The organism is Paracoccus tegillarcae (assembly GCF_002847305.1).
GTDB classification, from domain to species: domain Bacteria; phylum Pseudomonadota; class Alphaproteobacteria; order Rhodobacterales; family Rhodobacteraceae; genus Paracoccus; species Paracoccus tegillarcae.
Genome location: NZ_CP025408.1, coordinates 2,309,415 through 2,336,064, shown reverse-complemented (window position 1 = coordinate 2,336,064; position 26,650 = coordinate 2,309,415). Strand labels below are relative to the sequence as shown.

29 protein-coding genes are annotated in these 26,650 nt (G+C 63.2%); 12 read left to right on the top strand and 17 right to left on the bottom strand.

The annotated features are described in order from the left end of the window. Window positions 1-65: 65 nt before the first annotated feature. The 7 genes from ccmA to CUV01_RS11425 all read right to left on the bottom strand — a co-directional run bounded on the left by ccmA (window position 66) and on the right by CUV01_RS11425 (window position 5,647). Window positions 66-695 carry a heme ABC exporter ATP-binding protein CcmA gene (gene ccmA / locus CUV01_RS11450; RefSeq protein WP_101460585.1) on the bottom strand — a complete coding sequence of 210 codons (630 nt, stop codon included), beginning with the start codon at window positions 693-695 and terminating at the stop codon, window positions 66-68. Beyond that, window positions 692-1,045: an Mth938-like domain-containing protein gene (locus CUV01_RS11445; protein ID WP_101460584.1), complete on the bottom strand. Its 354-nt coding sequence runs from the start codon at window positions 1,043-1,045 to the stop codon at window positions 692-694. Before CUV01_RS11445 ends, ccmA begins: the two co-directional genes overlap by 4 nt. After that, the gene (gene secF / locus CUV01_RS11440) at window positions 1,045-2,025 is read right to left on the bottom strand and encodes a protein translocase subunit SecF (RefSeq protein WP_101460583.1); all 981 of its coding nucleotides are present in this window, start codon (window positions 2,023-2,025) and stop codon (window positions 1,045-1,047) included. The genes CUV01_RS11445 and secF overlap by 1 nt, the downstream gene beginning before the upstream one ends. Window position 2,026: 1 nt before the next feature. After that, window positions 2,027-3,694, bottom strand: coding sequence for a protein translocase subunit SecD (gene secD, locus CUV01_RS11435; RefSeq protein ID WP_101460582.1), 1,668 nt, complete (start codon window positions 3,692-3,694; stop codon window positions 2,027-2,029). A gap of 30 nt (window positions 3,695-3,724) precedes the next feature. After that, window positions 3,725-4,051 carry a preprotein translocase subunit YajC gene (gene yajC, locus CUV01_RS11430; protein ID WP_101460581.1) on the bottom strand — a complete coding sequence of 109 codons (327 nt, stop codon included), beginning with the start codon at window positions 4,049-4,051 and terminating at the stop codon, window positions 3,725-3,727. A gap of 152 nt (window positions 4,052-4,203) precedes the next feature. Further along, window positions 4,204-4,320 (bottom strand): DUF475 domain-containing protein, encoded by a 117-nt coding sequence (locus CUV01_RS19645; RefSeq protein WP_157994837.1) that lies wholly within the window; start codon window positions 4,318-4,320, stop codon window positions 4,204-4,206. 199 nt (window positions 4,321-4,519) lie between these two features. Then, complete coding sequence (locus tag CUV01_RS11425) at window positions 4,520-5,647, bottom strand: alpha-D-ribose 1-methylphosphonate 5-triphosphate diphosphatase (RefSeq protein WP_101460580.1); 1,128 nt, start codon at window positions 5,645-5,647, stop codon at window positions 4,520-4,522. Window positions 5,648-5,685: 38 nt separating this feature from the next. Here CUV01_RS11425 and CUV01_RS11420 point away from each other — a divergent pair, with 38 nt between their 5' ends. After that, window positions 5,686-6,375, top strand: a complete 690-nt coding sequence (locus tag CUV01_RS11420) for a DUF1045 domain-containing protein (RefSeq protein ID WP_101462045.1) — start codon at window positions 5,686-5,688, stop codon at window positions 6,373-6,375. An 8-nt stretch (window positions 6,376-6,383) separates the two neighbouring features. On the opposite strand, the gene CUV01_RS11415 is transcribed toward CUV01_RS11420, so the two are convergent. The 7 genes from CUV01_RS11415 to CUV01_RS11385 form a co-directional block, all read right to left on the bottom strand. Next, window positions 6,384-7,343, bottom strand: coding sequence for a magnesium transporter CorA family protein (locus tag CUV01_RS11415; protein ID WP_101460579.1), 960 nt, complete (start codon window positions 7,341-7,343; stop codon window positions 6,384-6,386). Next, a complete protein-coding gene (locus CUV01_RS11410) occupies window positions 7,340-8,578 on the bottom strand; it encodes a glycerate kinase type-2 family protein (RefSeq protein WP_101460578.1) in 1,239 nt (412 codons plus the stop codon). The genes CUV01_RS11415 and CUV01_RS11410 overlap by 4 nt, the downstream gene beginning before the upstream one ends. Before the next feature lie 77 nt (window positions 8,579-8,655). Next, window positions 8,656-8,871, bottom strand: a complete 216-nt coding sequence (locus tag CUV01_RS11405; protein ID WP_101460577.1) for a CsbD family protein — start codon at window positions 8,869-8,871, stop codon at window positions 8,656-8,658. 81 nt (window positions 8,872-8,952) lie between these two features. Further along, entirely contained in the window at window positions 8,953-9,912 is a 960-nt protein-coding gene (locus CUV01_RS11400; RefSeq protein ID WP_101460576.1) for a 2-hydroxyacid dehydrogenase, read from the bottom strand. Beyond that, complete coding sequence (locus tag CUV01_RS11395; RefSeq protein ID WP_101460575.1) at window positions 9,912-10,244, bottom strand: tRNA-binding protein; 333 nt, start codon at window positions 10,242-10,244, stop codon at window positions 9,912-9,914. Before CUV01_RS11395 ends, CUV01_RS11400 begins: the two co-directional genes overlap by 1 nt. Further along, window positions 10,241-11,053: a pyrroline-5-carboxylate reductase gene (gene proC, locus CUV01_RS11390; RefSeq protein WP_101460574.1), complete on the bottom strand. Its 813-nt coding sequence runs from the start codon at window positions 11,051-11,053 to the stop codon at window positions 10,241-10,243. The genes CUV01_RS11395 and proC overlap by 4 nt, the downstream gene beginning before the upstream one ends. A gap of 35 nt (window positions 11,054-11,088) precedes the next feature. Continuing rightward, window positions 11,089-11,592, bottom strand: coding sequence for a type III secretion system chaperone family protein (locus tag CUV01_RS11385; protein ID WP_101460573.1), 504 nt, complete (start codon window positions 11,590-11,592; stop codon window positions 11,089-11,091). A gap of 210 nt (window positions 11,593-11,802) precedes the next feature. On the opposite strand from CUV01_RS11385, the gene cobD reads away from it, so the two are divergent. Further along, the gene (gene cobD, locus CUV01_RS11380; protein ID WP_101460572.1) at window positions 11,803-12,765 is read left to right on the top strand and encodes a threonine-phosphate decarboxylase CobD; all 963 of its coding nucleotides are present in this window, start codon (window positions 11,803-11,805) and stop codon (window positions 12,763-12,765) included. Between the two features lie 24 nt (window positions 12,766-12,789). Here cobD and CUV01_RS11375 read toward each other — a convergent pair whose 3' ends face one another. Beyond that, window positions 12,790-14,217: a cobyric acid synthase gene (locus tag CUV01_RS11375; protein WP_101460571.1), complete on the bottom strand. Its 1,428-nt coding sequence runs from the start codon at window positions 14,215-14,217 to the stop codon at window positions 12,790-12,792. Window positions 14,218-14,489: 272 nt separating this feature from the next. Here CUV01_RS11375 and secG point away from each other — a divergent pair, with 272 nt between their 5' ends. From secG to CUV01_RS11335, 8 genes are all read left to right on the top strand, one after another. After that, window positions 14,490-15,014: a preprotein translocase subunit SecG gene (secG, locus tag CUV01_RS11370; protein ID WP_101462044.1), complete on the top strand. Its 525-nt coding sequence runs from the start codon at window positions 14,490-14,492 to the stop codon at window positions 15,012-15,014. Between the two features lie 151 nt (window positions 15,015-15,165). Beyond that, entirely contained in the window at window positions 15,166-16,809 is a 1,644-nt protein-coding gene (locus CUV01_RS11365; RefSeq protein ID WP_101460570.1) for a CTP synthase, read from the top strand. Next, on the top strand, window positions 16,806-17,564 hold the full coding sequence (locus CUV01_RS11360) for a hypothetical protein (RefSeq protein ID WP_157994836.1): 759 nt from the start codon (window positions 16,806-16,808) through the stop codon (window positions 17,562-17,564). The genes CUV01_RS11365 and CUV01_RS11360 overlap by 4 nt, the downstream gene beginning before the upstream one ends. A 467-nt stretch (window positions 17,565-18,031) precedes the next feature. Continuing rightward, window positions 18,032-18,514 carry a hypothetical protein gene (locus tag CUV01_RS11355; protein ID WP_232962200.1) on the top strand — a complete coding sequence of 161 codons (483 nt, stop codon included), beginning with the start codon at window positions 18,032-18,034 and terminating at the stop codon, window positions 18,512-18,514. A 121-nt stretch (window positions 18,515-18,635) separates the two neighbouring features. Further along, window positions 18,636-19,541, top strand: a complete 906-nt coding sequence (gene ppk2 / locus CUV01_RS11350) for a polyphosphate kinase 2 (RefSeq protein WP_101460567.1) — start codon at window positions 18,636-18,638, stop codon at window positions 19,539-19,541. Between the two features lie 86 nt (window positions 19,542-19,627). Continuing rightward, window positions 19,628-20,503, top strand: a complete 876-nt coding sequence (locus tag CUV01_RS11345) for a PhzF family phenazine biosynthesis protein (RefSeq protein ID WP_101460566.1) — start codon at window positions 19,628-19,630, stop codon at window positions 20,501-20,503. Then, window positions 20,500-20,799 carry a DUF1330 domain-containing protein gene (locus CUV01_RS11340; protein WP_101460565.1) on the top strand — a complete coding sequence of 100 codons (300 nt, stop codon included), beginning with the start codon at window positions 20,500-20,502 and terminating at the stop codon, window positions 20,797-20,799. The genes CUV01_RS11345 and CUV01_RS11340 overlap by 4 nt, the downstream gene beginning before the upstream one ends. A 38-nt stretch (window positions 20,800-20,837) precedes the next feature. Beyond that, on the top strand, window positions 20,838-21,302 hold the full coding sequence (locus CUV01_RS11335) for a tellurite resistance TerB family protein (RefSeq protein WP_101460564.1): 465 nt from the start codon (window positions 20,838-20,840) through the stop codon (window positions 21,300-21,302). A gap of 9 nt (window positions 21,303-21,311) precedes the next feature. Here CUV01_RS11335 and CUV01_RS11330 read toward each other — a convergent pair whose 3' ends face one another. Beyond that, window positions 21,312-22,391: an Mrp/NBP35 family ATP-binding protein gene (locus tag CUV01_RS11330; RefSeq protein ID WP_101460563.1), complete on the bottom strand. Its 1,080-nt coding sequence runs from the start codon at window positions 22,389-22,391 to the stop codon at window positions 21,312-21,314. Window positions 22,392-22,743: 352 nt separating this feature from the next. Between CUV01_RS11330 and CUV01_RS11325 the strand changes: the two genes are divergently transcribed. Further along, on the top strand, window positions 22,744-22,974 hold the full coding sequence (locus CUV01_RS11325) for a DUF1127 domain-containing protein (RefSeq protein ID WP_198731810.1): 231 nt from the start codon (window positions 22,744-22,746) through the stop codon (window positions 22,972-22,974). 383 nt (window positions 22,975-23,357) lie between these two features. After that, the gene (locus CUV01_RS11320; protein WP_101460562.1) at window positions 23,358-24,143 is read left to right on the top strand and encodes a 23S rRNA (adenine(2030)-N(6))-methyltransferase RlmJ; all 786 of its coding nucleotides are present in this window, start codon (window positions 23,358-23,360) and stop codon (window positions 24,141-24,143) included. 45 nt (window positions 24,144-24,188) lie between these two features. Here the strand turns inward: CUV01_RS11320 and CUV01_RS11315 are convergent, their stop codons facing one another. Further along, on the bottom strand, window positions 24,189-26,579 hold the full coding sequence (locus tag CUV01_RS11315) for an ATP-dependent helicase (protein ID WP_101460561.1): 2,391 nt from the start codon (window positions 26,577-26,579) through the stop codon (window positions 24,189-24,191). Window positions 26,580-26,650: the final 71 nt, after the last annotated feature.

Genomic DNA, 26,650 nt, shown 5'->3' with positions numbered 1-26,650 from the left:
GACGCCCCTGCGACGCGCGGGGTCCGGTAATCCGCCTGTCGCATAGCGGCAGATGCGTTTCCCGGTCATGCAAATGCCTCATTGAAACCGGCGGGCTTGTCGATCCGGTCAGACTTGGCGCGGCAGGCGGTCAGGTCCATCACCCGCGCCTCATCCAGACCCAAGTCGATATGCGTGGCCATCAGCGCGGCCCCGCCTGCCGACAGATGCGCGCGAACGGCTGCGGTAAACAGGTCCACCGAGGCCGCGTCCAGCGAAACCGTCGGCTCGTCCAGAACCCATAGCGGCCTGCCGGTGACCAGCAGCCGCGCCAGCCCCAATCGACGTTTCTGCCCCGCCGACAGGCTGGCAGCCGGCCGGTCTGTCAGGGCGCCCAGGTTCATCGCGGCCAATGCACCGCCAATCGCGCCGCCGCCAAAGACCCGCGACCAGAAGCGCAGATTTTCGCTGACGCTCAGCGCGCCTTTCAACCCGTCGGCATGGGCGGCATAGGCGACGGCATCCTCGGGCATCTCGATCCGGCCAGCGACGGGCGGCTGCAGGCCCGCCACGGTACGCAGCAGCGTCGTCTTGCCGACGCCATTGGGGCCGCGCAGGATCAGCGCCTCGCCCTTGTCCAAGGTAAACGAGATACCTTCGACCGCCCGCATCCCGCCGCGTGCAACGGCAAGATCCTGGACGGCCAGCAGGCTCATACGGGCAAAAGCGCGCAGGCGACCCTGCGGCCTTCGGACAGGGTGACATTATAGGTGCGCGCGGCAGTGGGCGATGCCATTGCCTCGACCATCACGCCGGCCTGTTCCAGTTCAGCAACCAGATCGGCGGGCGCGCGCGCGATCTCGGCGCCCATGCCCAGAAACAGCACATCGACCTGACCGGCCAATGCCAGCAAGGGCGCGCGATCATCCAGCCCGCCCCAATCCTTTGCCCCGCTCTGCATCACCAGAACGGGCCCCTGATGCACCTTGTCGGCAACCCGAAAGAACCCCGGCCCGTAACCGTCCACCGGCACAGCGCCCGCGAAATCGGTGGGCCGCATCGCCATCAGGGAGTGCCGCCTTCGTTGAACTGGGTGCCCGCCGCCTTGGGATCGGGCTTGGACCAGTCACGCTTGACGCCCAGCCACAGCACCACGTTCTTGGCCACATAGACCGAGGAATAGGTACCGATCACGATCCCGAAAGTGATGGCAAACACAAAGCTGCGGATCACGTCGCCGCCCAGAACCAACAGCGCGATCAGCGCCACCAGCGTGGTGCCAGAGGTCATGACCGTCCGCGACAGGGTCTCGTTCACCGACAGGTTCATCACGTCGCGCAATGGCATCTTCTTGAACTTCATCAGGTTCTCTCGCAGACGGTCGAACACGACGACCGTGTCGTTGATCGAGTAGCCCACGATGGTCAGCAGCGCCGCCACCGTTGCCAGATCGAATTTGATCTGGAACAGCGCAAACACACCCATGGTGATCAGCACGTCATGGATCAGTGCCACGATCGCACCGACCGAGAACTGCCATTCAAAGCGCAGCCAGATATAGACCGAAATCGCGATCAGCGAGGCCAGAACCGAATAGATCGCGGTCTGGATCAATTCGCCCGAGACCTTGGGGCCGACCGATTCGACCGATGGAAAGGTCACGGTCGGATCAACCTCTTGCAGCGCGGCCTCGACGGCCAGAATGGTGTCGGGCGTCACCGCCTCGGCACCGTCCTGCGCCGAAATACGCACCTGGGCCACATGCTGATCCGCGTCAAAGCTGGGGTCAAAGACCTGCGTGATGGCCACGTCGCCAAGGTTCAGCGGCTGCATCGCCTCGCGATAGGCCCCCACATCGATGGGCTGGGTCGCCTCGGTGCGGATGGTTGTACCGCCACGGAAGTCGATGCCGAAATTCAGCCCAAAGACCAGCAGGCAAATGACCGACAACACCATCAGCAGCGCCGAAAAGCCAAAGGTCAGCTTTTGCCATTTGAAAAAGTCGATCTTGGTGTCGTTGGGGACAAGTTTCAGACGAAAAGCCATTTTACACCTCGATCTGGCGCGGACGGCGCCGTTCGAACCATGTCACCATCAGCAGCCGGGTCACCCAGATCGCGGTAAAGACCGAGGTGATGATCCCGATGGACAGGGTGACGGCAAAGCCCTTGACCGGACCCGAGCCCAGCATGAACAGGATGCCCGCGATAATCAGCGTCGTGATGTTCGCATCGACGATGGCCGACATGGCATTCTGATAGCCCTTGTCGATGGCGCGTGCCGGGCCTCTGGAATTGCGCAATTCCTCGCGGATACGCTCAAAGACCAGCACGTTCGCATCAACGGCCATACCAATCGTCAGCACGATGCCGGCGATGCCGGGCAAGGTCAGCGTGGCGCCGATGACCGACAGGATGCCAAAGACCAGCCCCATATTGATGATCAGCGCGACCGAGGCGAAGACCCCGAACAGCCCGTAGGACGCGATCATCAGCGCGATCACGGCAACAAAGCCCACGATCGAGGCGGTCTTGCCCGCGTCGATGCTGTCCTGACCCAGTTCCGGGCCGACGGTGCGTTCTTCCAGAAAGGTCAGTTCTGCCGGCAAGGCGCCTGCGCGCAGCAGCACGGCCAGCCGATTGGCGCCCTCGTAATCCATAGAGCCTGAAATCTGGCCAGAGCCGGTGGTGATCGCCTGCCGGATCACAGGTGCGGAAATAACCTCGCCGTCCAGAATGATCGCAAAGGGCTGGCCGACATTGGCGCTGGTGTATTCACCGAACTTGCGAGCGCCTGCAGGGTTAAAGCGAAAATCGACCGAGGGCGCACCGTTCTGGTCGGTACCGGGCACGGCGTTGGTCAGTTCCTCGCCGGTGACGACGGGCGTTTCCTCAAGCGTGTAAAAGACGCCCGGCTGATCCTGCGAGGGCAGCACGATCTCTCCGATGCCGGGGGTAGCATCGGGATCACCGCCGGACGCGATCACCGGGTTGAACGTCAGTTGTGCCGTGGTGCCGATCAGCGCCTTCAACTCGGCAGCCGAGCCGATGCCGGGCACCTGGATCAGGATCCGATCCTCGCCCTGGCGCATGATGGTGGGTTCGCGGGTGCCGACCTCATCGACGCGGCGACGCACGATTTCCAGCGATTGCAGAATGGTGCGGTCATCGGTCAGGGCCTTTTCGGCCTCGGACAGTTGCACGGTCAGGGTATTGCCCTGTGCCGTGACCTCCAGATCGTCCTGACCGGCCCCGGTCAGCGTGGCAACCGGCGTGGCCAGACCGCGCGCGGCCTCGACCGCGACGGCCATCTGGTCGGCATTCTCGATTTCGACCGCCAGCGTGCCGGTGGGCGAGTCGACGCGCCGGATCGCGCCGATGACGTCGCGTTGCGCGGCCAGCGCCGTGCGCAGTTCGGGCCACAGCGCGTCGATGCGCGCCTTGTAGACCTGATCGACCTGAACCTCGGCCAGCAGATGCGCACCGCCGCGCAGATCCAACCCCAGATTGACCAGCGATGCGGGCATCCAGCCCGGCCACATCGCAATGGCCGCCTCTTGCTCGGGCGTGGCGGCACCTCCGGCGCGCTCGACGGCGACGATGGCGTCGTTATGGGCCTCGACCCGTTTGTAGAACAGGTTGGGCAGGGCATAAGCCAGCCCGATCACGCAAAGCCCGATGATCAGGATGCGCTTCCAGCGGTCGATCTGCAGCATCTGGGGGCGACCCCTTCGTTATCTGAGGGCTTAGCTATTCGCAGCGACGGGCGTGGTCTTGTTCAGCACCGTGGTGATGGTCGAACGCACGACCCGCACCTTGACGCCCGAAGCAATCTCGACCTCGAGTTCGTCGTCACGCACGCTGGTGACCTTGCCGATCACGCCGCCCTGAGTGACGACCTGATCGCCTTTTTTCAACGCGGCAACCAGTTCGCGGTGCTGCTTTACACGCTTTTGCTGCGGGCGGATCATCAGAAAATACATGATCGCAAAGATCAGGATCAGCGGGATGAACTGGGCGATCGCGCCGGCGCCGCCGCCGGCGGCCTGAGCGTAAGCAGGTGTTGCGAACATAGGTTATCCTTCGTATCTGCGGGGCCGCCTTCATGGCAACCGGGCTGGAATTGGCGCGCACCCTATCCTTGGTGCCGCGCCTTGGCAAGAAAGGCCGGGACGCTTGGCGCACACCTTTTCGCGCGGCAGGTTTTTTCTGGCACGGTGGCGCATCACAACCCGTGCCGCCTGTTCCAGATCAGCGAGCTGACAAAGGCGGTGACGATAAACCCCGCGCCCAGCAGGCCGGTGACCGCTTGGGGGATATGCAACATGGTGTGGCCGAACATGAACAGTTTCTCATCGCGCAGCGGCAGCCGCGCCTGTGTACTGCCAGCCCAGAAACGCCGCCAGAAAAAGGCCCGGCAGCGTCACGATGAAAGGCCACCTGAAATCGAACAGCATCGACCGCAACGGCCGCGTTCCTTTCTGCTTGCTTCGCGATAGGGCGGCAGGCGTGACCGCGCAAGCCCGCCATCTCAGGCGACATCAGGCCACGCGGCGACCCTCGACCCAGGTTTCGCGCATGACCGGCGCGCGGGACGGCAGGGCAAAGCGTATCAGATCAGCGCGCAGGCCCGGCGCGATGCGCCCCCGGTCGTCCAGACCAGCGGCGCGGGCGGGCGTGGCGGTGACGGTGGCGATGGCGCGCGGCAAATCATTCCAGATGCCCGACAGCCGGATGGCCGAGGCCAGCAGCGCCGCCGGCACGTAATCGGAACTGACGATATCCAGCAGATCCTGCGCCGCCAGATCGCCCGCCCCGACATTGCCGGAATGCGAGGCGCCTCGGATCAGGTTCGGCGCGCCCATGATGATCGACTGGCCATGCACGCGGCAGGCGCGCGCGGCCTCGGCCGTGGTTGGGAATTCGGCCAGCGTGATACCATGGGCGGCAGATTGCGCCACCTGTTCGGGCGTGGTGTCGTCATGGCTGGCCATCACCGCGCCGACCCGCCGCGCGAAATCCAGTGCCGCCGCCTGATGCGCCTGGCCCAATCTTTCGCTGAGCGCGATCTTGTGCCGGGCATAGGCATCAAAGGTCGCGTCGTCGATGCCGCGCTTGCCGCGCACGTGACGGCGCATCGCGCCAAGGTCGCGAAACTGGCGTTGACCCGGCGTGTGATCCATCAGGCTGACCAGCCCGACACGGTCCTCTGCGTCGAATGCGGCCAGTTCATCGATCAGCGTTTCGCTGCAAATCTCGGCGCGCAGGTGCAGGTGGTGGCTGATCCGCAGCAGGCCGGCCTTGCGAACCGCTGCCAGTTCGCGGCTGAGGCCACGCGCATAGCGCCCATACCCTGACTGACCGTCGATCGAGCCGATCCGCATGGCGTCGAAAACCGTGGTGATGCCGTTCGCTGCCAATTCACCATCATGGGCCAGAATCGCCGCGTCATGGGGCCAGTCGACACCGGGACGCGGGTGGATATGGCGCTCGAGGTTGTCGGTATGCAACTCGACCAGTCCGGGGCCAAGGTAATCGCCGCCCATGTCCAGACCGGCAACGCGACCATCGCCGATCTCGGCGATAAGCCCGTCGCGAAGGACCAGATGACCATGCAACACCGTCCGGGGCAGGATGATCCGGGCATTTGTCAAAACCACGTCAGCCATGTCACATGGTTGGGGCCAATTCGGGGCGGGGTCAAGCGGTGACAGCATTTGGACGCTATGCGATCTATTACACGGCGCCGCCGGGGCCGCTGGCGCAGTTCGGCGCAGACTGGCTGGGCTGGGATCTGCGAGCGGGGCGCGAGGTGGCGCATCCACAGCTGTGCGATCTGCCGTCCGACCAGATCGCGGCGCTGACCGAAACGCCCCGGCGCTATGGGTTTCATGCAACGCTGAAACCGCCCTTCCGACTGGCGCCGGGCAGCGATCAGGCCGCGCTGCTGGCCGATCTGGCCGCGCATTGCCGCGGTCTTTCGCCCGTGACCCTTGCCGGCGGCTTGCAACTGGCGACGCTGGACGGGTTTCTTGCGCTGATCCCCGCGCAGCCGTCTGAGGCGCTGCAATCGCTCGCAGCCGGGCTGGTTCGCGATCTGGATCACCACCGCGCGCCCCTGACCGAGGCAGAGATCGCCCGCCGCCGACCCGAGCGTCTGACAGACGCCCAACGCGCCAGGCTGCTGCAATGGGGTTATCCCTGGGTGATCGAGGGGTTTCGGTTCCACATGACCCTGACCGGCCGCCTGCCTCAGGCCGAAACCCGTGCCCTGCACGCCATCCTGCAGCCCCAACTGGCGCCGATTCTGCCCGACCCGATGGTGCTGGATGCCGTGTCGCTATGCGGCGAGGATGATCGCGGCCGCTTTCATGAGATCGAACGGATCGCCTTCTGATCAATCCGTTACAGCAGGTTCTTGCGGCGCAGGATCAAATAGGTTCCGGCCGCAGACGCCACCATCATCACCAGCGCCATCGTATAGCCCCAGGGCTGGGCAAGTTCAGGCATGACCTGAAAGTTCATACCGTAAATGCTGGCGATCAACGTCGGCGGCAGGAAAAGCGCCGAGATGACCGACAGCACCCGCACCGTCTTGTTCTGTTGCAGGTTGATCATGCCCAGAGTGGTATCGACCGACAGGCTGACACGCGAAGACAGAAAATCGGCGTGAACCTCCAGCGCCTGCACATCGCGCTGTTGCGCACGCAGAACCGCGCGCAGTTTGCCCTTTTCCAACCGACCCTCGGCCCTTGCGTTGAAAAACGCCAAAAGCCGCTCGATGGTCAACAGACCCAGCCGGACCCGCGCCATCATCTCGGCCTCGCGCCCGACCTTGGACAGCGCGTGCTGCAAATCATCCGATGCACTGTCGGCGCCGGCGTCAAAGACCTTCAGCGTGGTCTGGTCCAGCACCCTGCCCGACCCTTCAAGGATATCGGCGAGGCGGGCGATGATCTCTTCGATCAGGCCCAGAAAGATGCGGTCGACCGAATGACAGCCCGCGGTTGAACGATCCGCCCGGTCCGGAAAGGTCACGAAGGGGCGCGGCGTGTGGTGGCGGACAGTGATCAGGTGGTGGGACGACAACACGAAGGTCACCGGCATGGCCGCGTGAACGCCGTCGGGCCGTTCTCCGGGCAGCACCGCCGTCATGTAGTCGGTATCGCCCTCGCGATAGAGGCGGTTCGAGATCTCGATTTCTTCCATTTCGGCCAGTGTCGGGATCTCGATCCCCATCGCCGCGACGGCCTCGGCCTCGGCTGCCGTTGGCGACCAGAGGTCGATCCAGTCGGCAGTGTTCAGCGATAAGCCTTCGGCCAGCGGCGCAAGCCTGCCATTGACCGAGGCGAAGGCGCGGATCACAAGGCTGCACCGCGCAGGAAGACCGCCAGATCGGCGACGTTGGTGCCCGTGGGCCCGGTCGTGACCAGCGCCTTGCCGAAACGCAGTGCGCGGGTCGAATCGTTATTGGCCAGCAGGGCATCAAGATCATGACCGGCACTGGCGATGCGCGCGACGGTATCCGGCCCGACCATGCCGCCCGCCGCCTGCCCGGGGCCATCGCGGCCATCGGTTCCGACGCTGGCAAAGACCCAGTCCTGCCCCAACGTGTCGCCTGCGAGTTTCGCGAAACGCAGCGCCAGCTCCTGATTGCGCCCGCCCTGCCCCCTGCCGGTCAGGGTGACCGTCGTTTCGCCGCCAAAGGCCATCGCCGAACCGGGTGGCAGATCGCGCACCGCAGCCAGCAGCGCCGCCGCGCAATCCGAGACATCGCCAGACAGCGGGATCGGCCCTTCGACCGCGCCCGCCGCGACCATGGCAGCCACGCTTTTCGGGTTCGAACCGATCAGGATATTGCGGGCATCAGGGGCAGTCGCGCGATCGTCAGGGCGCAATAGCGCCTCTTGCACGGCCTCGGGCAGGTCGTCCCAGATACCCAGCGCCTTTGCCTTGGCGGCCGCCTCTTCGATCGTGCCTATGGGTGCCACGGTCGGGCCAGAGGCAATGACACGCAGGTCGTCGCCCGGCACATCCGACAGGATCAGCGCGGTCACCGGCGCGGCACTGGCACGCAGCCAGCCGCCGCCTTTCAGGCGGGACAGCGCCTGACGGATCAGATTCATCTCTACAATATCCGCGCCCGAGGCCAGCAGCAGCTTGTTCACCGCCTGCTTGTCCTTCAGCGTCAGCCCGACGATCGGGGCGGGCAACATGGCCGACCCACCGCCCGAGATCAGCGCAAGCACGCGATCATCAGGCGTCGTCGCCGCCAGGATCGCCAGCACCTCGGCCGCAGCAGCCTCGCCCTGTGCGTCGGGCACGGGATGGCCAGAGGTCAGGATGCGTGCACCCTCCAGCGGCTCATCATTGCCCGAATTGGTGATGACCAGCGCGGTCGTGCCCTTGGGCAGCCCCGCCAGCGCCGCCGAGGCCATCGCACGTGCTGCCTTGCCAAGTGCGATCACTTGCCATTGCCCCCCCGCCGCAGGTGGATCGGCCAATGCCTGATCCAGCGTCTGGGAAACACATGCTGCCGGATCGGCTGCCTCGATACCGGCGCGGATATAGGCCATCGCGCTTTCGCCTAATTCTGTCATGGCGCTAAATGACCCTGATTTCAGACAAAAGAAAAGGGGGCCCAAGGCCCCCTTCCCATCCGTTCAGGACAAACTCGTTATGAGTTCTTGGTGTCGTCCAGATCGCGGGCGAAATCGTCGACCTGCTTTTCGGCCTCTTCTTTCGTCCAACCATATTTTTCCTGGAGCTTGCCGGCCATCTTTTCACGATTGCCTTCCAGCTGATCCAGCTCGTCATCGGTCAGATCGCCCCACTTGGCGCGCGCTGCGCCCTTGAGCTGTTTCCACTTACCTTCGACAACATCCCAGTTCATCAAGCTCTCCCTTCAGGTTTAGCTATACGTTCGACGGCTCAACGAGCGGGACCCGCAGTCGGTTCCGCTTGGCAGCAATTGTTAAGTCACCAAATCGCGAGGTGGCTGCCCGTCCAGGTGGTCGATCAGGTTGTCCAGCGCGCGCAGGCCCATGGCGGTCCGGACCTCTTCGGCCGCCGTGCCCAGATGCGGCAGCAGGCTGACATTCCACAGCGCGCGCAGGGCCTGCGGCACTTGCGGTTCCTGTTCATAAACGTCCAGCCCGGCACCCGCGATGCTGCCCGATTGCAGCGCCGCGATCAGTGCGGCCTCATCCACCACATCCCCGCGAGAAATATTGACCAGATGCCCCCTTGGCCCCAACGCGGCCAGTTCATCCGCACCGATCAGGTGATGCGTGCCCGCGCCGCCCGGAACGGCCACAATCGCGAAATCGGCGGCTTGCAGCGTTTCGATCAGGCTGGGCATCTGCCGCGCCCGGATATCCAGCGACGAAACCGTCGAGCGGTTGTGAAACACCACCCGCATCCCAAAGCCCAGATGACAGCGCGCGGCGATGGCCTTGCCGATGCGACCCATACCGATGATGCCCACGGTCTTGCCGGTGACGTGGCTGCCCAGCAGCTGCGTCGGATACCAGCCATCCCAGTTGCCGCTGCGGACCAGATGCTCGCCCTCAGAGGCGCGGCGCGCGCTCATCAGCAGCAGGGTCATGGCAATGTCAGCGGTGGCATCGGTCACGGCACCGGGCGTATTGCTGACCGCAATCCCGGCTGCCCGCGCGGCGTCAATGTCGATATGGTTGTAGCCCACGCCGAAATTGGCCAGCAGCTTGCAGCGCAGATCGCCCGGCTTGGCACCGGCAAAGGCCTCGGCTGAAAACGCATCCCGCAAGGTGGGCAGGATCACCTCGAACTCGCGCATGGCCTGTTGTGCCTCGGCGGGGGTCAGGGGTCGGTCGGGCAGGTAGGTGGCGTCGAAACGCGCGTTAATCGCGCGGGTTGCGGCCTCGGTCATCGGCCGGGTCACCAAAAGCTTCATCAATACATCCTTCCGCCGTTCGGAACATCCAGGTCAGGCCCGATCAGCACCACCTCGTTATCCTGATCAGGCACACCCAGAACCAGAACCTCGGACATGAACTTGCCGATCTGACGCGGCGCAAAGTTAACCACGCACAGCACCTGTTTGCCAATCAACCCCTCTGGCGCATAGTGGCGGGTGATCTGGGCCGATGATTTCCGCTCGCCCAACTCGCCCAGATCCAGCCACAGCTTGATCGCGGGCTTGCGCGCCTCGGGAAAGTGTTCGGCCCGGATGATGGTGCCGACGCGAATGTCGACCTTCTGGAATTCATCGAAAGACAGGGTCACTTTGCCGCCCCCAGTTCACGCCCCCTGGCCGTGGCGGCGGCGACGGTGCGCAGCATCAGCGGCGGCAGGCCCGTTTCCGCGTCCATCAGCATCTTGAGCCCGGCGGCAGTGGTTCCGCCAGGCGAGGTGACGTTTTCGCGCAGAACGCCCGGATCTTCGTCGGCATCGACCGCCAGCGCGCCCGCGCCCGCCACGGTCATGCGCGCCAGTTCCAACGCCAGTTCGGCGGGCAGGCCCTGCGCCTCGCCTGCCGCGGCCATGGTCTCGATCAGGTGAAACACATAAGCGGGGCCGCTGCCGGACAGGCCGGTGACGGCGTCCATCTGATCTTCGCTCTGCAACCGCACGACGCGACCGACGGCGCGCATTAGCGCCTCGGCCAGATCCAGATGGGCAGGCGTGGCGGCGGCATTGCCGATCATCGCAGAGATCCCCTGTCCAATCGCCGCCGGGGTGTTGGGCATGACCCGGATCACAGGGCTGTCGGGAAAGGCGTTTTCGAAACTGGCGATGGTCGTGCCCGCCGCGACCGAAATCACCAGCGTGTCGCGCAGGTCAGGCAGTTCGCCCAAAGCATCCGCCATCATCTGCGGCTTGACGGCCAGAACCAGAACGGCTGGATCGTCGGGCAAGGGTGCATTCACACGCAGCCCCTTATCCGCCCAATCCGACCCCAGCTTTGGGTCGATCACGGTTACCGCGCCCGGTTCAAGCCCGCGCGCCAGCCAGCCGCGCAGCATCGCGCCGCCCATCCGGCCACACCCCACAAGCACCAGCCCGCGGCGGTCCATTTCCTGAAAATCGGTCATCTCGCCCCCTTGCCTTGCTGGGGGCAAAGGCCCCCTCAGGCCCGTCCGTAGGCCTCGGACATGGCGATGTCCAGCGCCTCGGCGGGCGAGCTGTTGCCCCATGCGGCCAACTGGAATGAGGGGTAAAAGCGTTCGCAACCCGACAGCGCATTGCGGATCATCTGGTTGATTTGCTCAGGCGCCGCGATGCAATCGCCGGCCAGCACAAGGCCGTAGCGCCAGACCATCAGCTTCTGTTCGTTCCAGAAGGTGAAGTTGCCATCCCAGACCTGATCATTGGCGAGATTCAGCACTTCGTACAGCTCGGCCAGCCGATCGGCGGGCGGGTCCATATCGAAGGTGCAGATCAGACGCAGAACCTCTTCGCAGGGCGACCATGCCAGCGTGATGGAATAGCTGCGCCACTGCCCCTCGACCACCATGACGATCTGGTCGTCTGCAAGGCGGTCGAAATCCCATTCGTGATGGGCGGCGACCGTTTCGACAATGTCGATCGGGTGGATGTCGTCGCTGTGGATGTAAGCGTCGGTATGAGCCATGCCTGTCCCCTGCCCGTCCCCTATCTGCGGAAGCGGTTTTGTCGCCGCTAGCCATGGTAGGTATCACAACACCCGGCGGGATTGCCCTGATGCATATACAACATCCTGTGTCGGAAAGACGCTGCTGTAAAGCAAAATTTCCTTAACGGCTTGCCTTGATCCGGGCGGCTGCCTAGCAGAATGACATCGGGCAGCAAGAGGGAAAACCGCATGAAACGCGACCATGGCGGGGATATCGACCGGGCGCAGGAACGCTTTGGCGGCGGGCAGTGGATTGACCTGTCGACGGGGATCAACCGTCGCCCCTATCCGGTCGGCGCATTGCCTGAGGCGGTCTGGCAGGCCCTGCCCACCGAATCGGCCCGGGTCGGCCTGATCGATGCCGCCGCCGGGTGGTTCGGCTGTGCGCCTGAACGGGTGCTGCCTCTGGCCGGGGCCTCGGCGGCGATACAACTGTTGCCACGGGCGCTGCCTGCCGGAAGTGCCGCAGTGCTGACGCCCAGCTATAACGAACACGCCGCCAGCCTGCGCGATGCCGGGTGGCAGGTCCGCGATGCCGCCACACTGGATGCCATGGAGGGCGCCGATCTGGCGGTAGTCGTGAACCCCAACAATCCGGACGGACGTGAATGGGCGCCTGATGTTCTGGCTGATCTGGCGGGCCGCGTCGGTCACCTGATCATCGACGAAAGCTTTGCCGATCCCCGGCCCGACCTGTCGCTGGCCAGCGCTGCGCCCGAGAACGTGACGATCCTGCGCAGTTTCGGCAAGTTCTGGGGGCTGGCCGGGTTGCGACTGGGGTTTGCGATTGGTCAACCCCCGCTGCTGGCAAGTCTGGCACAGTCCGCGGGGCCGTGGTCCGTCAATGGACCGGCGCTGGCGATCGGCACCCGCGCCATGGCGGACCTCGCATGGGCCGATGACGCGGTGGTCTATCTGTCCGAGGCCAGTCTGCGGCTGGACCGGCTGGCGCTGCGGCGTGGCTGGCAGACCGTGGGCGGCACACATCTGTTCCGCCTCTATGAGACAGGCGACGCCCAAGCCACGCAGGATCATCTGGCACGCGCCCAGATCTGGACGCGGCGTTTCCCCTATTCATCCGGCTGGCTGCGGATGGGCATACCGGGCAGTCACGCCGAATGGGACCGGGTGATGACCGCCATGAACGGCTGACCCTGGCTTCGCCGGGGCCTGTCCTCAGCCAAGCCCAAGGATCGCCGGCACGTCCAGATGCCGTTCCATATGCTCGGCAAGGGCGTCCAGCGTGTCATCGACCCCCGCCTCATAGCCCGGCTGTGAGGCCGCGCCGAGCCGGCCAAGGAAGGCCGCGCGAAGGCTGTCATCGGCGAAAAGCCCGTGCAGATATGTGCCCGTCACCCGACCATCCCGGCTGATCGCGCCGTCGGGGTCCGGGATATGGGCAAAGGGCCGCGCGCAATCGGGCCCTTCGGTGCGGCCCATGTGGATCTCGTAGCCGCTGATGGTCTGGCCCAGGGCCGTGCCGGTGATGCGGGTCAGGCGTTTATCCGTCGCCATTTCAGTCTCCACGTCCAACAGACCCAGCCCCTCGGTCTCGCCCGGTGCGCCATCGGCCCCCAGAGGATCGCGGATCACGCGGCCAAGCATCTGATAGCCGCCGCAGAGACCCAGCACATGCCCGCCGCGCCGAATATGGGCGGCAAGGTCGATGTCCCAACCCTGCGCGCGCAGAAAATCCAGATCGCCGCGCGTGGATTTGGTGCCGGGGATCACCACCAGATCGGCATCGCCGGGCAGCGCCTGCCCGGGCCCCAGCATGGTCAATCGCACACCGGGTTCTGCCGCGAGCGGATCGAGGTCATCGAAATTCGCGATCCGCGACAGGGTCAGACAAACGACATGCAGACCAGAGCCGCACGAGGCACGCAAATCGACCGCGTCTTCCGCCGGCAACCGCGTGGCAGCGCCGAACCACGGCAGCACCCCAAAGCCCGGCCAGCCGGTGCGATCCTGAATGAACTGATAGCCATCATCAAAGAGCCGCGGATCGCCCCGGAACTTGTTGATCAGAAAGCCCCGGATCATCGCAGCATCCTGTGGGTCGATCACCGCCTGCGTGCCGACGATCTGCGCGATCACACCGCCACGGTCGATATCGCCCGCCAGCACCACCGGCACCCCCGCAGCCCGCGCAAAGCCCATATTGGCGATGTCACGCGGGCGCAGGTTGATCTCTGCCGGGCTGCCGGCGCCCTCGACGATCACCAGATCATGGCCGGCGCTCAGCCGCTGGAAGCTGTCCATCACCGCCCCCATCAAGCGTGGCTTCAACGCGCCGTAATCGGCAGCCTCGGCCCGTGCGATGGCGCGCCCCTGAACCACGACCTGCGCGCCGGTATCGGTTTCGGGCTTCAGCAGCACCGGGTTCATGTCGTTGATCGGCTCCAGCCCGCAGGCGCGCGCCTGCAACGCCTGCGCGCGACCGATCTCACCCCCATCGACAGTAACGGCGGCATTGTTCGACATGTTCTGCGGCTTGAACGGCGCGACCTTCAGCCCGCGCAAACGCGCGGCCCGGCAAAGCCCCGCGACCAGCAGCGACTTGCCGACATTCGAGCCCGTGCCCTGTATCATCACCCCACGCATCAGCCGCACTTACCCGCCGCCGCAGGTCGCCGCAACGGTCCGCAACGCAGCATCGCCCATGCACGGCATGAGCGGCTGTCTCGCAGAGCGGCGCGGTGGCCTGCTGTCCTGCGCGACGCAACCAGCCGCCAGCCTGCTCGCTTGCCCGCCAAACCAAACAACCCCATTTGAACAGACGCGGTGTAAAACGCGGGATTTGTGGACCATGCGACACTTGCCATCCAGCCATGCTGCGCCTAGATAGGCGCGTCCGCAAAGGAAAGGCCCGCCCCGTGCAAAACGTCGTGCTGACGATCCATCTGATTCTCGCCCTGCTTCTGACCGGGGTGGTGTTGCTGCAACGTTCCGAAGGCGGTGGCCTTGGCATGGGCGGCAGTGGTGGCGGCGGCGGTGGTGGCGTCATGAGCGGCCGGCAGGCGGCAAACGTCTTTACCCGGCTGACCTGGGTTTTCGGCATCGCGCTGTTCGTGACCTCGATCGCATTGACTGTGATTGCAGCGCGCGAAGCCTCGACCGGCTCGATCATCGATCAGCTGGGCGGCCAGGCGCAAAGCCAGGAAGAGGCACCGGCCTCGAACCTGCCCAACCTGGGCACGTATACGCCCCCGCCGACGACCAGCGGCCAGCCTGTGACCCCGCCCTCGCCGCAAGCGCCTGCCAGCGCACCGGCCGAGACGGCACCGGCCACAACCGCGCCAGAGACAACCGCGCCAGAGGCCGCAGCACCGGCTGCTGACGCCGTGACACCGCCTGCGGCAGAAACACCGGCCGAACCTGCGCAACCTGCGACCAACTGATCACACCATAGATTGCGGGGCGTAAAAAACGCCCCACATCTGCTTGCGGTCCGTTGCGGCCACGGGACGATTGCCTTATGTCTTGAACCCCGTGATGCAGGTCGCTGGACGGCCTGCGTTCGACAAGAATTGACGACATCACGGGGGCCAAATGGCGCGTTACATCTTTATCACCGGCGGGGTTGTTTCGTCCCTTGGCAAGGGGCTGGCATCCGCGGCGCTTGGCGCGCTGCTGCAGGCGCGCGGCTTTACGGTGCGTTTGCGCAAGCTGGACCCCTATCTGAACGTCGACCCCGGCACGATGTCGCCCTTTGAACATGGCGAGGTCTTCGTGACCGATGACGGCGCGGAAACCGATCTGGATCTGGGCCATTACGAGCGCTTTACCGGCGTTCATGCCCGCAAGACCGATTCGATTTCCTCGGGCCGGATCTATTCCAACGTGCTGGAAAAGGAACGGCGCGGCGAATATCTGGGCAAGACGATCCAGGTGATCCCGCACGTCACCAATGAGATCAAGGATTTCCTGACCATCGGCGATGACGAGGTCGATTTCATGCTGTGCGAGATCGGCGGCACGGTCGGCGATATCGAGGGCCTGCCCTTTTTCGAAGCGATCCGCCAGTTCATCCATGAGCGCCCGCGCGGCCAGTGCATCCTGATGCACCTGACGCTGCTGCCCTATCTGGCCGCCAGCGGAGAGCTGAAAACCAAACCCACCCAGCACAGCGTCAAGGAATTGCAGTCCATCGGCCTTGCCCCTGACGTGCTGGTCTGCCGTTCCGAACATCCGATCCCGGAAAAGGAACGCGCCAAGATCGCGCTGTTCTGCAATGTGCGCCCCGATCATGTGATCCCGGCCTATGATCTGAAATCCATCTACGCCGCCCCGCTGGCCTATCACAGCGCCGGGCTGGATCAGGCGGTGCTGGATGCGTTCGGCATCAGCCCGGCCCCGCGCCCCGATATGTCGCGTTGGGACGATGTGATGGACCGGCTGCAAAATGCCGAGGGCGAGGTGAAAATCGCCATCGTCGGCAAATACACCCAGCTTGAGGACGCCTATAAATCCATCGCCGAGGCGCTGACCCATGGCGGCATGGCCAACCGGGTCCGGGTCAAGGCCGATTGGGTCGACAGCGAAAAGCTGGAGGGCGAAGGCGCGCATCTGCTGGACGGCTATCACGGCATCATCGTGCCCGGCGGTTTCGGCGAACGCGGCACCGAAGGCATGGTCGCCGCCGCCCGATACGCGCGCGAAAAGCAGGTCCCCTATCTGGGCATCTGCCTGGGCATGCAGATGGCCGTGATCGAGGCCGCCCGCAACCTGGCCGATATGCCTGATGCCGGCAGCGAAGAATTCGACCACGAGGCCGGCAAGACCCGCTTTACCCCCGTTGTCTATCACCTGAAGGAATGGGTGCAGGGCAATTACACCGTCAACCGCAAGCTCGGCGACGACAAGGGCGGCACCATGCGGCTTGGCGCCTATACGGCGGTCCTGGAACCCGGCTCGAAGATTTCCGAAATCTATGACGGCGCGCTGGAAATGGAAGACCGCCACCGCCACCGCTACGAGGTCGACGCGAAATACCGCGACCAGCTAGAGGATGCCGGCCTGCGCTTTTCCGGCATGTCGCCCGATGGCAAACTGCCCGAAGTGATCGAATATCCCGACCACCCCTGGTTCATCGGCGTCCAGTCGCATCCGGAATTGAAGTCGAAACCGTTCGCGCCAGCGCCGCTGTTTGCGGGGTTTGTGGAGGCGGCTAAGGAGGGGGCGCGGTTGGTTTGAAAACGCCGATCCACCCTGATTTTCGAATCGAGACGGTTCGCGATTTGTGTTGGAATAACTCCGAGCAAACGTCTTTTGATTGTTGGGTAAAGCTCTCATCAACGAAGCAAGAATTACCTTTTACCGCCTCACCTGATGACACTGCGCAACACGGCCGCGACCTTTTTCAACGTGGCGTGGCAGGTGAATTCGGGCTAATCAAACCTTACTCTTCAAATTTGCAGCAGCAAAATACGCACAATATTGAGATACCGGCTTGGTATACCGAAGAATTTCAGAGCTTTTTAGACTCGGCCAATCTTGAAAATGCCAGCCTAAGCCTTAGAGGAAGTGCCATTGTCCTTGCTTCTGGTTTGGAAGAGGTTCTCAGGCGGCTAATCACTTCATTCTTGGTAGATCACAAAGCAACCGATCAACTTGTTAAAGAACGCTCATTAACTCAGTTGGCAAACCTAGCGTTCTCGCTAGGCCTGATAACGCGAACTGAGAGCGAGCATATCAGGCGATATAACGATATCAGAAATGCTCTGGCACACAATTGGCACTCTCCGCGCTCCATGGACGACCTAGACAAGAAAACACTAAGCAAACTACAACAATTCTACGAAGAATACGCTGCGCAAATCTTTCATCCAACCACAGATCTCAGGCTATTTGTTCAACGAGGGGCGAACTTCGGAATACAAGGTATTTTCTTCCATCTTTGGCAACGGCAGTCCGATATCAAAGACCGCCAGTTGGCAGAGCGGCACTAGCGGCAGCTTCGCCCCGTGGGCACCACCGGGCAGCCCCCGCCCGCCCCACAGGCGGGGCTTTGCCCCCACCTCGGTCGGGCGCTGCCCTCTGTTCTGCTGACCAACCGCGCTAATCGGACCAGACCATCACAGCACCATAAGCCAACATATGGTCGTGATCCCGCAGCCTCAGACCGCTCACCAAACGACGACGCCCATCCCCCGTCCGTTAACCGTTCCCCAACCCACAGCCCGCAAGCTGTGTACAGGTTGTGTACGCCCTGTGCCCACGCGGTGCACACTCTGTGCAGGCCAAAACCCAGCATTTGCTGGTCCTCGCGGCACACACGCTCCGCCCCGCCTCACGCAACGCGCGCAGGTGTTGCGCGCAACACCTTGCGCGGCCCCGATCACCTTTTCGCCGATCCCGACGGCTCCCCCTACACAAACCAGCCCACACAAGGCACAATCAGTCCAAACGATAACGAGTGGACACAGATTTCATGCGCCTTGCCCTCGCAGCCATTGCCTCGGCCCTGCTGGCCATACCGGCCCACGCCGATGCGCCCTTGATCGTCATCGAGCAATCCCAGATCCCCTTCGATCTTGGCCCCGCGCATCCGGCGAACAAGCCCTCGCGCATGTCGAACTCGCCCAATTCGGCGTGGAACAGCGCGGCCAACAGCGCCAATTCCAGCAGCGCCTATGAGAACCGTCCCTCGAACCCGGCGAATTCGGAACGGCTGATCATCACCGGCGATGGCGGGGTGATGGGGTTTTATTCACGCAATGCGGGCGGGGTTTTGAACCTGTTCGACGTGAACGGCCGGCGCATCGCCTATCGCCCAGCCAAGGGCACCAGAAGCCTGTTCACCACAGACGGGCAATGGTGCGGTACGGTTGACGGTGTGCGCGGCGGAGGATTTGTCCTGGGGGTTACGCGGTCTTGCGCGGCACGCTTCAACCGCTGACAGAGACAACTCTGCCGCGCACAACTTATATGTGCATATTCTACAAATGATGTAACCCCTCGCGGCATAAAATCGTCATCATCCGCGTTTACATGGTGCCAAACAGTAAAGGACCGAAGGAATGAAGGATGAACCCAAGGACTGGCTTGACGCCGAGCTGCAGGACACCCTGGACGAGGATTTCGAGCTCGAACTGGAGGACGCCGTCCTCTCGACCGAGATCAAGCGCATCTACCGCGAAAACCATCCCGAACAGATGGATCGCCGGGTGTATTTTCAGGAACTTCTGCGCCTGCAATCAGAACTGATCAAGCTGCAGGACTGGGCCAGCCATTACGGCGAGAAGATCGTCGTTCTGTTCGAGGGCCGCGATTCCGCCGGCAAGGGTGGCGCGATCAAGCGGATCACGCAGCGCCTGAACCCGCGTGTCGCGCGCGTCGTCGCCCTGCCCGCGCCCTCGGACCGGGAAAAAACGCAGTGGTATTTCCAGCGCTATGTGCCGCATCTGCCCGCAGGCGGTGAAATCGTGCTGTTCGACCGCAGCTGGTATAACCGCGCCGGCGTCGAACGGGTGATGGGATTTGCCACCGAGGATCAGGTCGAGCAGTTCTTTCAGGACGTTCCCGAATTCGAACGGATGCTGGTGCGGTCGGGTATCCGGCTGGTGAAATACTGGTTCTCGGTCACGGATGAGGAACAGCAGATGCGATTTCTTATCCGCATCCACGATCCGCTGAAGCAGTGGAAGCTGTCACCGATGGACCTGCAAAGTCGCGTCAGATGGGAAAGCTATACCAAGGCCAAGGAAGAGATGTTCGAACGCACCAACATCCCCGAGGCGCCGTGGTATATCGTGCCTGGCAATGACAAGAAACGCGCCCGGCTGAACTGTATGAACCACCTGCTCGGGCTGATGCCCTATACCGAGGTTCCGCATGAGGAAATCGAGTTGCCGAACCGGGTGTTCAATCCCGACTACGAACGCGATGTGCTGCCACGCGACCTTTATGTCCCGCAGAAATACTAGGCGCGACAACCGCCAGGCATGGCTGCACCTTGTGCAAATGGCGGCGATCAGCATTATGGTCGCCGCTGTTGCCAGGACCTGAAACGATGCTGGACTTTTACATCTGCGACGTCTTCACGGACCGGCCCTTTACCGGCAATCCGCTGGCGATCGTGATGGATGCCGGCGCGCTGAGCACCGCGCAGATGCAAACCATCGCGCGCCAGTTCAACCTGTCCGAGACGATCTTTGTCATGCCGCCACGCGATCCGGCCCATACCGCGCGGGTCCGCATCTTTTTCCCAACCGCCGAGATCCCCTTTGCCGGTCATCCCACAATCGGCTGCGCCCTGCATCTGGCATCGGGCAGGGACATGCAGATCATGCTGGAGGAAGAGGCCGGACTTGTTCCCGTCACCATTAAGGGCGGCGTTGCCCAGTTCGTCGCGCCCAAGCTGCCGGTCGCGCATCCGGGACATGCCGAGCCCGACCTGATCGCCGGCGCGCTGGATCTGCCCGTTGCCGCGCTTGGGTTCGACAACCACAGCGTCGGCATTTGGCAGGGCGGGCCGGCCTTTCTGTATCTGCCGCTGGCCTCGCTGGATGATCTGGCGCGGGCCCGCCCGATCGAGCCGCATTGGTCGCGGTTGATGGAGGCAGCGCAGGTCGACAGCGCCTATCTGTATACGCGCGACACGGATGGCTATCGTGCGCGGATGTTATCGCCATCGGCGGGCATTCCCGAAGACCCGGCCACAGGCTCTGCCAGCGCATTGCTGGCGGCGCAGTTGCTGGCCGCGGGCGAGTTGGTCGAGGGCGAAAACACAATCGCGCTGCGGCAAGGCATCGAGATGGGCCGTCCATCACAGATCGGCCTGACCGCGGTGACCAGCGGCGGTGCCCTGACCGAGATTCGCATCAGTGGCACGGCGGTGCCGATTGCAGAGGGGCGGATCGCCATTCCAGAGGAGGTAAGCAAATGACCAAAGGCTACTGGATCGCACATATGACGATCGACAATGCCGATGCCTACGAGGCCTATCGTCAGGCCAATGCCGTGGCCTTCGAGAAACATGAAGGACGTTTCCTCGTTCGCGGCGGCCCGCAACAGGTGACCGAGGGCGAGGCCCGTTCGCGCAGCGTGGTCGTCGAGTTTCCCAGCTATCAAGCCGCGCAAGACTGTTATCACAGCGCCGAATATCAGGCCGCACTGGCCCTGCGACTTCCTGTATGCACCGGCGATCTGGCGATCGTTGAAGGCTATGATGAGCCGCGATAACTGCTTGTCTCAGATATAGGAAATGGTATGATCCCGCTATGTTCCGCAGTCTGCTGACACGGCTTTTCGCCGACGAGCCCGCACCGGGCGATATCGATGCCAATGACGCCGAAATGGCCTTGGCGGCGCTGCTGGTTCGTGTGGCACGCGCTGATGATCGGTATGCCAAGATCGAGATGCGCCGTATCGATCAGGTTCTGGCGCGTCGCCGCGGCCTGAGCCAGCAAGAGGCAGCAGAACTGCGCGCAGCCGCCGAGATGATCGAGGCAGAGGCGCCCGACACCGTCCGCTTTACCCGCATCATCAAGGATCGCATCGCGCTGGAGGATCGGTTCAGCGTCATCGCCGCGATGTGGGAGGTGGCCTATTCCGACGATGATCGCGCCATGGATGAAGAAAGCGTCATCCGTCTGGTCGCGGGCCTGCTGGGCGTCAACGATCGCGATTCCGCATTCGCACGGCAGCGGGTGCTGGAACAAAACGGCCAGACCGACAACAGTTGATGGTGACGGCTAAGCCATGCCGCCCTTGATCAGCCTGTCCGCCAACCTCGCATAGGCCTGAGAAACCGCGCCATCGCCCAGGGCGACGGGCTGGCCGGCATCACCACCCAGGCGAACCTCCAGTTCCAGAGGGATTTCGCCCAGAAACGGCAGATCCAGCGCCTTGGCTTCGGTTGCGACGCCGCCATGGCCGAACGGATGCGCCTCGTGTCCGCAATTCGGACAGATATAGGTCGACATGTTCTCAATCAGGCCCAGCACCGGGGTTTTCAGCTTGCCGAACATGTCGATGGCACGTCGCGCATCCAGCAGCGCGACATCCTGCGGGGTCGAGACGATAAGCGCACCGGTCACTGCCGCCTTCTGGCACAGTGACAGTTGCACATCGCCCGTGCCCGGCGGCAGGTCGATCAGCAGAATATCCAGTTCACCCCAATTCACCTGCTGTAGCATCTGCTGCATGGCGCCCATCAGCATCGGGCCACGCCAGACCACCGCCTCGCCCTCATTCAGCATGAAGCCGATGGACATCAGCGTCACGCCATGAGCCTGCAAGGGTTCGATGCGCTGTCCGTCAGGGCTGGCCGGACGACCGCTTGCGCCCATCATGCGCGGCTGGCTGGGGCCGTGAATATCCGCGTCCAGAATGCCCACGCGCCGCCCGGCACGCGCCATCGCGACGGCAAGATTAGAGGTGACGGTGGATTTCCCCACCCCGCCCTTGCCAGAGCCAATGGCGATGATCCGCGAAACGCCGGGGATCTGCTGCGGTCCGGCTTGCGGCTTGGGATGACGGCCCAGCTTCATCTGCGGCGGCTGATCGCCGCCCCGTGCGCCACCGCCTGACTGCGCCGTGCGCACGATCGAGACCTGTTCCACCCCGGGCAGCGCCAGCAGGATGCGCCGTGCTTCGGCTTCGACCGGCTCGAACGCGCGCGCCTGTTCCGCATCCTTCAGTTCAAGGACGAATCGGACCGTCGTATCTTCGACCGAAAATGCGCGGATCAGATCTGCCTGCCCAAGCGTGCCACCGCCCGGAATCGCGATCTGGGAAATTGACCCTAAGGCAACTTGATCGTCGATGCTCATTTCTTAACCCTCACGCCGAATCTGCGTCAAAATGATGGAACCGTATCCATTGAGCAACAAGCGCGTCCTAATGTCGCAGATCTGACCCAAGAAACGCTGCGCCACTTGGCTGAACTACAACCAAAACGTGAATGATGTAAACTTTTTGTTAAGTTTTTTGCTCTTGTTTTCAGCATGTCATGAAAATTGGGTCAGCAACAGTTATGCGCTTTCTGCATGGCAGAATTTCACACTCGGTCATTGTGCACCTGCAGCATTAGCGCCATCTTTGTACTCGAAGAAAGCGTCACCCGGACAGACGATCGAACGGGACAAGGCGCAGATGAGATGAGCAGACGCAAGGAATACGCAAATGGCTGCAATTGAACATATCCACGGCGGCGCCCACGCAGCGCACGGCATCCGCGCCAAACTGAGCGCGATGATTGCCGGCATGCAGGAAAATCGCGCACGCAACGCCGTCTACCGCCAGACCATCCGCGAACTGAACTCGCTGACCGAGCGCGACCTGTCAGATCTGGGCATTCATCGCTCGATGATTCGTCGCATTGCTCTGGAAGCGGCTTACGGCACCGCGAAGTAAAGGAATTTCAATCCCTGGCCCCCTCCTCCTCCCTGGGGCAAGGGTTTAGGCGGCACCCTCTCCTCCTCCTCCTCCCTGAGGGTGTCGCCGACAGATAGCAGGATCGCCTTCCTCCTCCTCCCTGAGGGTGATCTTGTTGCGGCGGCAGCCCTCCTCCTCCTCCCTGAGGGCTGCCGCTGAAAGAATACGGGGACCGGCTGTCCCTCCTCCTCCCTGGACAGCCCCTCGTTACGCGGTGACCGCCCCTTCCTCCTCCCTGGGCATCACCGCACCCCATACGCGGCCCGTCCTCCTCCCTGGGTCTGCGGTGACGCGGCGACGCCCTCCTCCTCCCTGGGCGTCGCCGCTTTACTTTTTCAGGGCAGTCGCGATAGTGCCAAGTCATGCTTAGCTATCAGCACGCCTATCACGCCGGAAACCTTGCCGATCTGCATAAGCATTCGATGCTGGCGGTCGCGCTGGACTATATGGTCCGCAAGGACAAGGCGATGACCTATATCGAGACCCATGCCGGGCGTGGGCTGTACCGCCTGGACAGCCCCGAATCGCTGAAAACCGGCGAGGCCGCCGCAGGCATTCGCCGCGCCGAGAGCGAGGGCTGGTTGCAGGGCGGCCACCCCCTGCTGGCGGCGCTGGCCTCGGTCCGGTCGTCCCATGGCAAAAACAGCTATCCCGGCTCGCCGCTGATTGCCTCCTATTTCCTGCGGCCAAAAGACAGCGTTCATCTGGCCGAATTGCACCCGGCCGAGCATGCGGCACTGTCCTGGGTTGCGGGCTCTGCCACGATCCACCGCCGTGACGGGTTTACCGTGGCGCATTCACTGTGCCCGCCCACCCCGAGGCGCGGCCTCATGCTGATTGATCCCAGCTATGAGGTGAAAACGGAATATGACGAGATACCGCGCAAGATCGCGCAGATCGCTCGGAAATGGAACGTCGGCAGCATCGCGCTGTGGTATCCGATCCTCAGCGACGAGCGGCACCTGCCGATGCTGGAACAGCTATCGGCCGACCACCGCGATGTGCTGCGTTCTGAAATCAGATTTCCGCCGCTGCGGGCAGATCACAATATGATCGGCTCGGGGATGTTCGTGATCAATCCGCCCTGGGGGCTAGAGCGCGAGACCCGGCGACTGGAAGGGGCGATATCGCGGGCGCTTGGCCGCTGACACGACCGAGACGGGTTCCGGCAACGCGGTTTTGCGCATCATGATCTAGAATGGCACGTCGTCGCCGGCGGCACTGCCCGCCGGCTGCAAATAGGCGGCCTTGATCGTCTTGAAGCCGGTCGGGAACTGCACCGTCACCGTGTCCTCGGCGATGCCCATGACCGTGCCATTGCCGAACTTCTGGTGAAAGACCCGATCACCAACAGAAAAAGCAGCCGCAGGGTCCGCGTCAATCACCACGGGCACCTTGTGCACCGGCGGTTTCCGCCCGGCCGCGCTGGCCTGCATGCGTTTCCATCCGGGCGAGTTGTAGACATCGGCCTTGGCGGCGCGATCATGCATATCCGTGCCCGCATTCGCGCCTGCAAAGGCCATCGCCGCGCCATAGCCGCCACCATAGAGGCCCGGCGGGGTCAGCACCTCGACATGATCGCCGGGCAATTCATCGACAAAGCGCGACGGCATCGAGCTTTGCCATTGGCCGTAGAGCCGCCGGTTGCCGGCAAAGCTGATCGTTGCCAGCCTCTCGGCCCGGGTGATGCCGACATAGGCCAGCCGGCGTTCCTCCTCCAGCCCGCGCTGGCCGCTTTCATCCATGGATCGTTGGCTGGGGAACAGACCGTCCTCCCAGCCAGGCAGAAAGACAATCGGGAATTCCAGCCCCTTGGCCGCGTGCAGGGTCATGATGCTGACCTCTTCGCCGGCATCGCCGTCATCGCGGTCCATGACCAACGCGACATGTTCCAGAAAGCCCTGCAGATTTTCGAATTCTTCCAGCGCCTTGACCAGTTCCTTGAGGTTGTCGAGCCGGCCCGGCGCATCCGGCGTCTTTTCGTTCTGCCACATGGTCGTATAGCCGGATTCGTCCAGGATACGTTCGGCCAGTTCGATATGGCTGGACTGGCTGTCCAGCGCCTCGCCGTGCCAGCGCCCGACGCCCTGCACGAACTCGCGCAGGTTCGCCAAACCTCTGCCGCCCAGATGCCCCTCTTCGACGACGATCCGCGCGCCTTCCAGCAGCCCGACGCCGTTTTGCCGCGCGACGGTCTGGATCGTCTGCACCGCCTTGTCGCCGAGGCCGCGCTTGGGTGTGTTTACGATCCGCTCGAACGCCAGATCATCAGCGGGGCTGACCACCAGCCGGAAATAGGCCATCGCATCGCGGATTTCCTGACGCTCATAAAAGCGCGGGCCGCCGATGACGCGGTAAGGCAGCCCGATGGTCATGAACCGATCCTCGAAGGCGCGCATCTGATGCGAGGCCCGCACGAGGATAGCGATGTCATTCAGGCTGACCTTGCCCACCGCGTGTCGATGTCCGCCCTGAAATGCCTCGATCTCTTCGCCGATCCAGCGCGCCTCGGCCTCGCTGTCCCAATGGCCGATCAGCCGAACCTTTTCGCCCGGGTCCTCGGCATCGGTCCATAATGTCTTGCCCAGCCGACCCGCATTCTCGGCGATCAGGCCCGAGGCAGCCGCCAGAATATTCGGGGTCGAGCGGTAATTCTGTTCCAGCCGAATCACCCGCGCGCCAGGGAAATCCTTTTCAAAGCGCAGGATGTTGCCGACCTCTGCCCCCCGCCAGCCATAGATCGACTGATCATCGTCGCCCACACAGCAGATATTCTGATGCGCCTGCGCCAGCAATCGCAGCCACATATACTGCGCGACGTTGGTATCCTGATACTCGTCCACCAGAATATAGCGGAACCGATCCTGCCACCCTTTCAGCACATCGGGATGCGCCTGAAACAGTGTCACGCAATGCATCAGAAGATCACCGAAATCGACCGCGTTCAGTTCAAGCAGCCGGCGCTGATAGGCCGCATAAAGCTGCCCGCCCATGCCATCGAAGGCCCGACTTTCGCCCTTGGGCAGCTTGGCAGGGGTGATGCAGCGGTTCTTCCAGCTGTCAATCAGCCCCGCCAACTGCCGCGCGGGCCAGCGTTTTTCATCCAGATTTTCAGCCGCGATCAGTTGCTTCATCAGCCGTAGCTGATCGTCGGTGTCCAAAATCGTAAAGCTGGGCTTCAGATGCAGATCGCCATCGCCGATCAACTCGGCATGACGGCGCAGGATCTTGACGCTGATCGAATGGAACGTGCCCAGCCAAGGCATGCCCTCGACCGCCTCGCCCAGCAACCGACCGATGCGATTCTTCATCTCGCGCGCGGCCTTGTTGGTAAAGGTCACCGCCAGAATCTGACCGGGCCGGGCCTTGCCCAGCATCAGCAGATGCACGATCCGGGTGGTCAGCGCGCGGGTCTTGCCGGTGCCCGCGCCCGCCAGCATCAGTACCGGGCCGTCCAGCGCCTCGACCGCCTCGCGTTGCGCGATGTTCAGGCCGTCCAGATAAGGCGTGGGCCGCGCGGCCATCGCACGCTGCGACAGCGGAACAGCCGCCTCGAAGGCATCGGTGTCGTCAAACTGGCTCATTGCGGCAACATAGCGTCGAACGGCGTTCTTGGGAAGGACGTGTTCGCCAAATGTTCCGCACGCCCACAGAA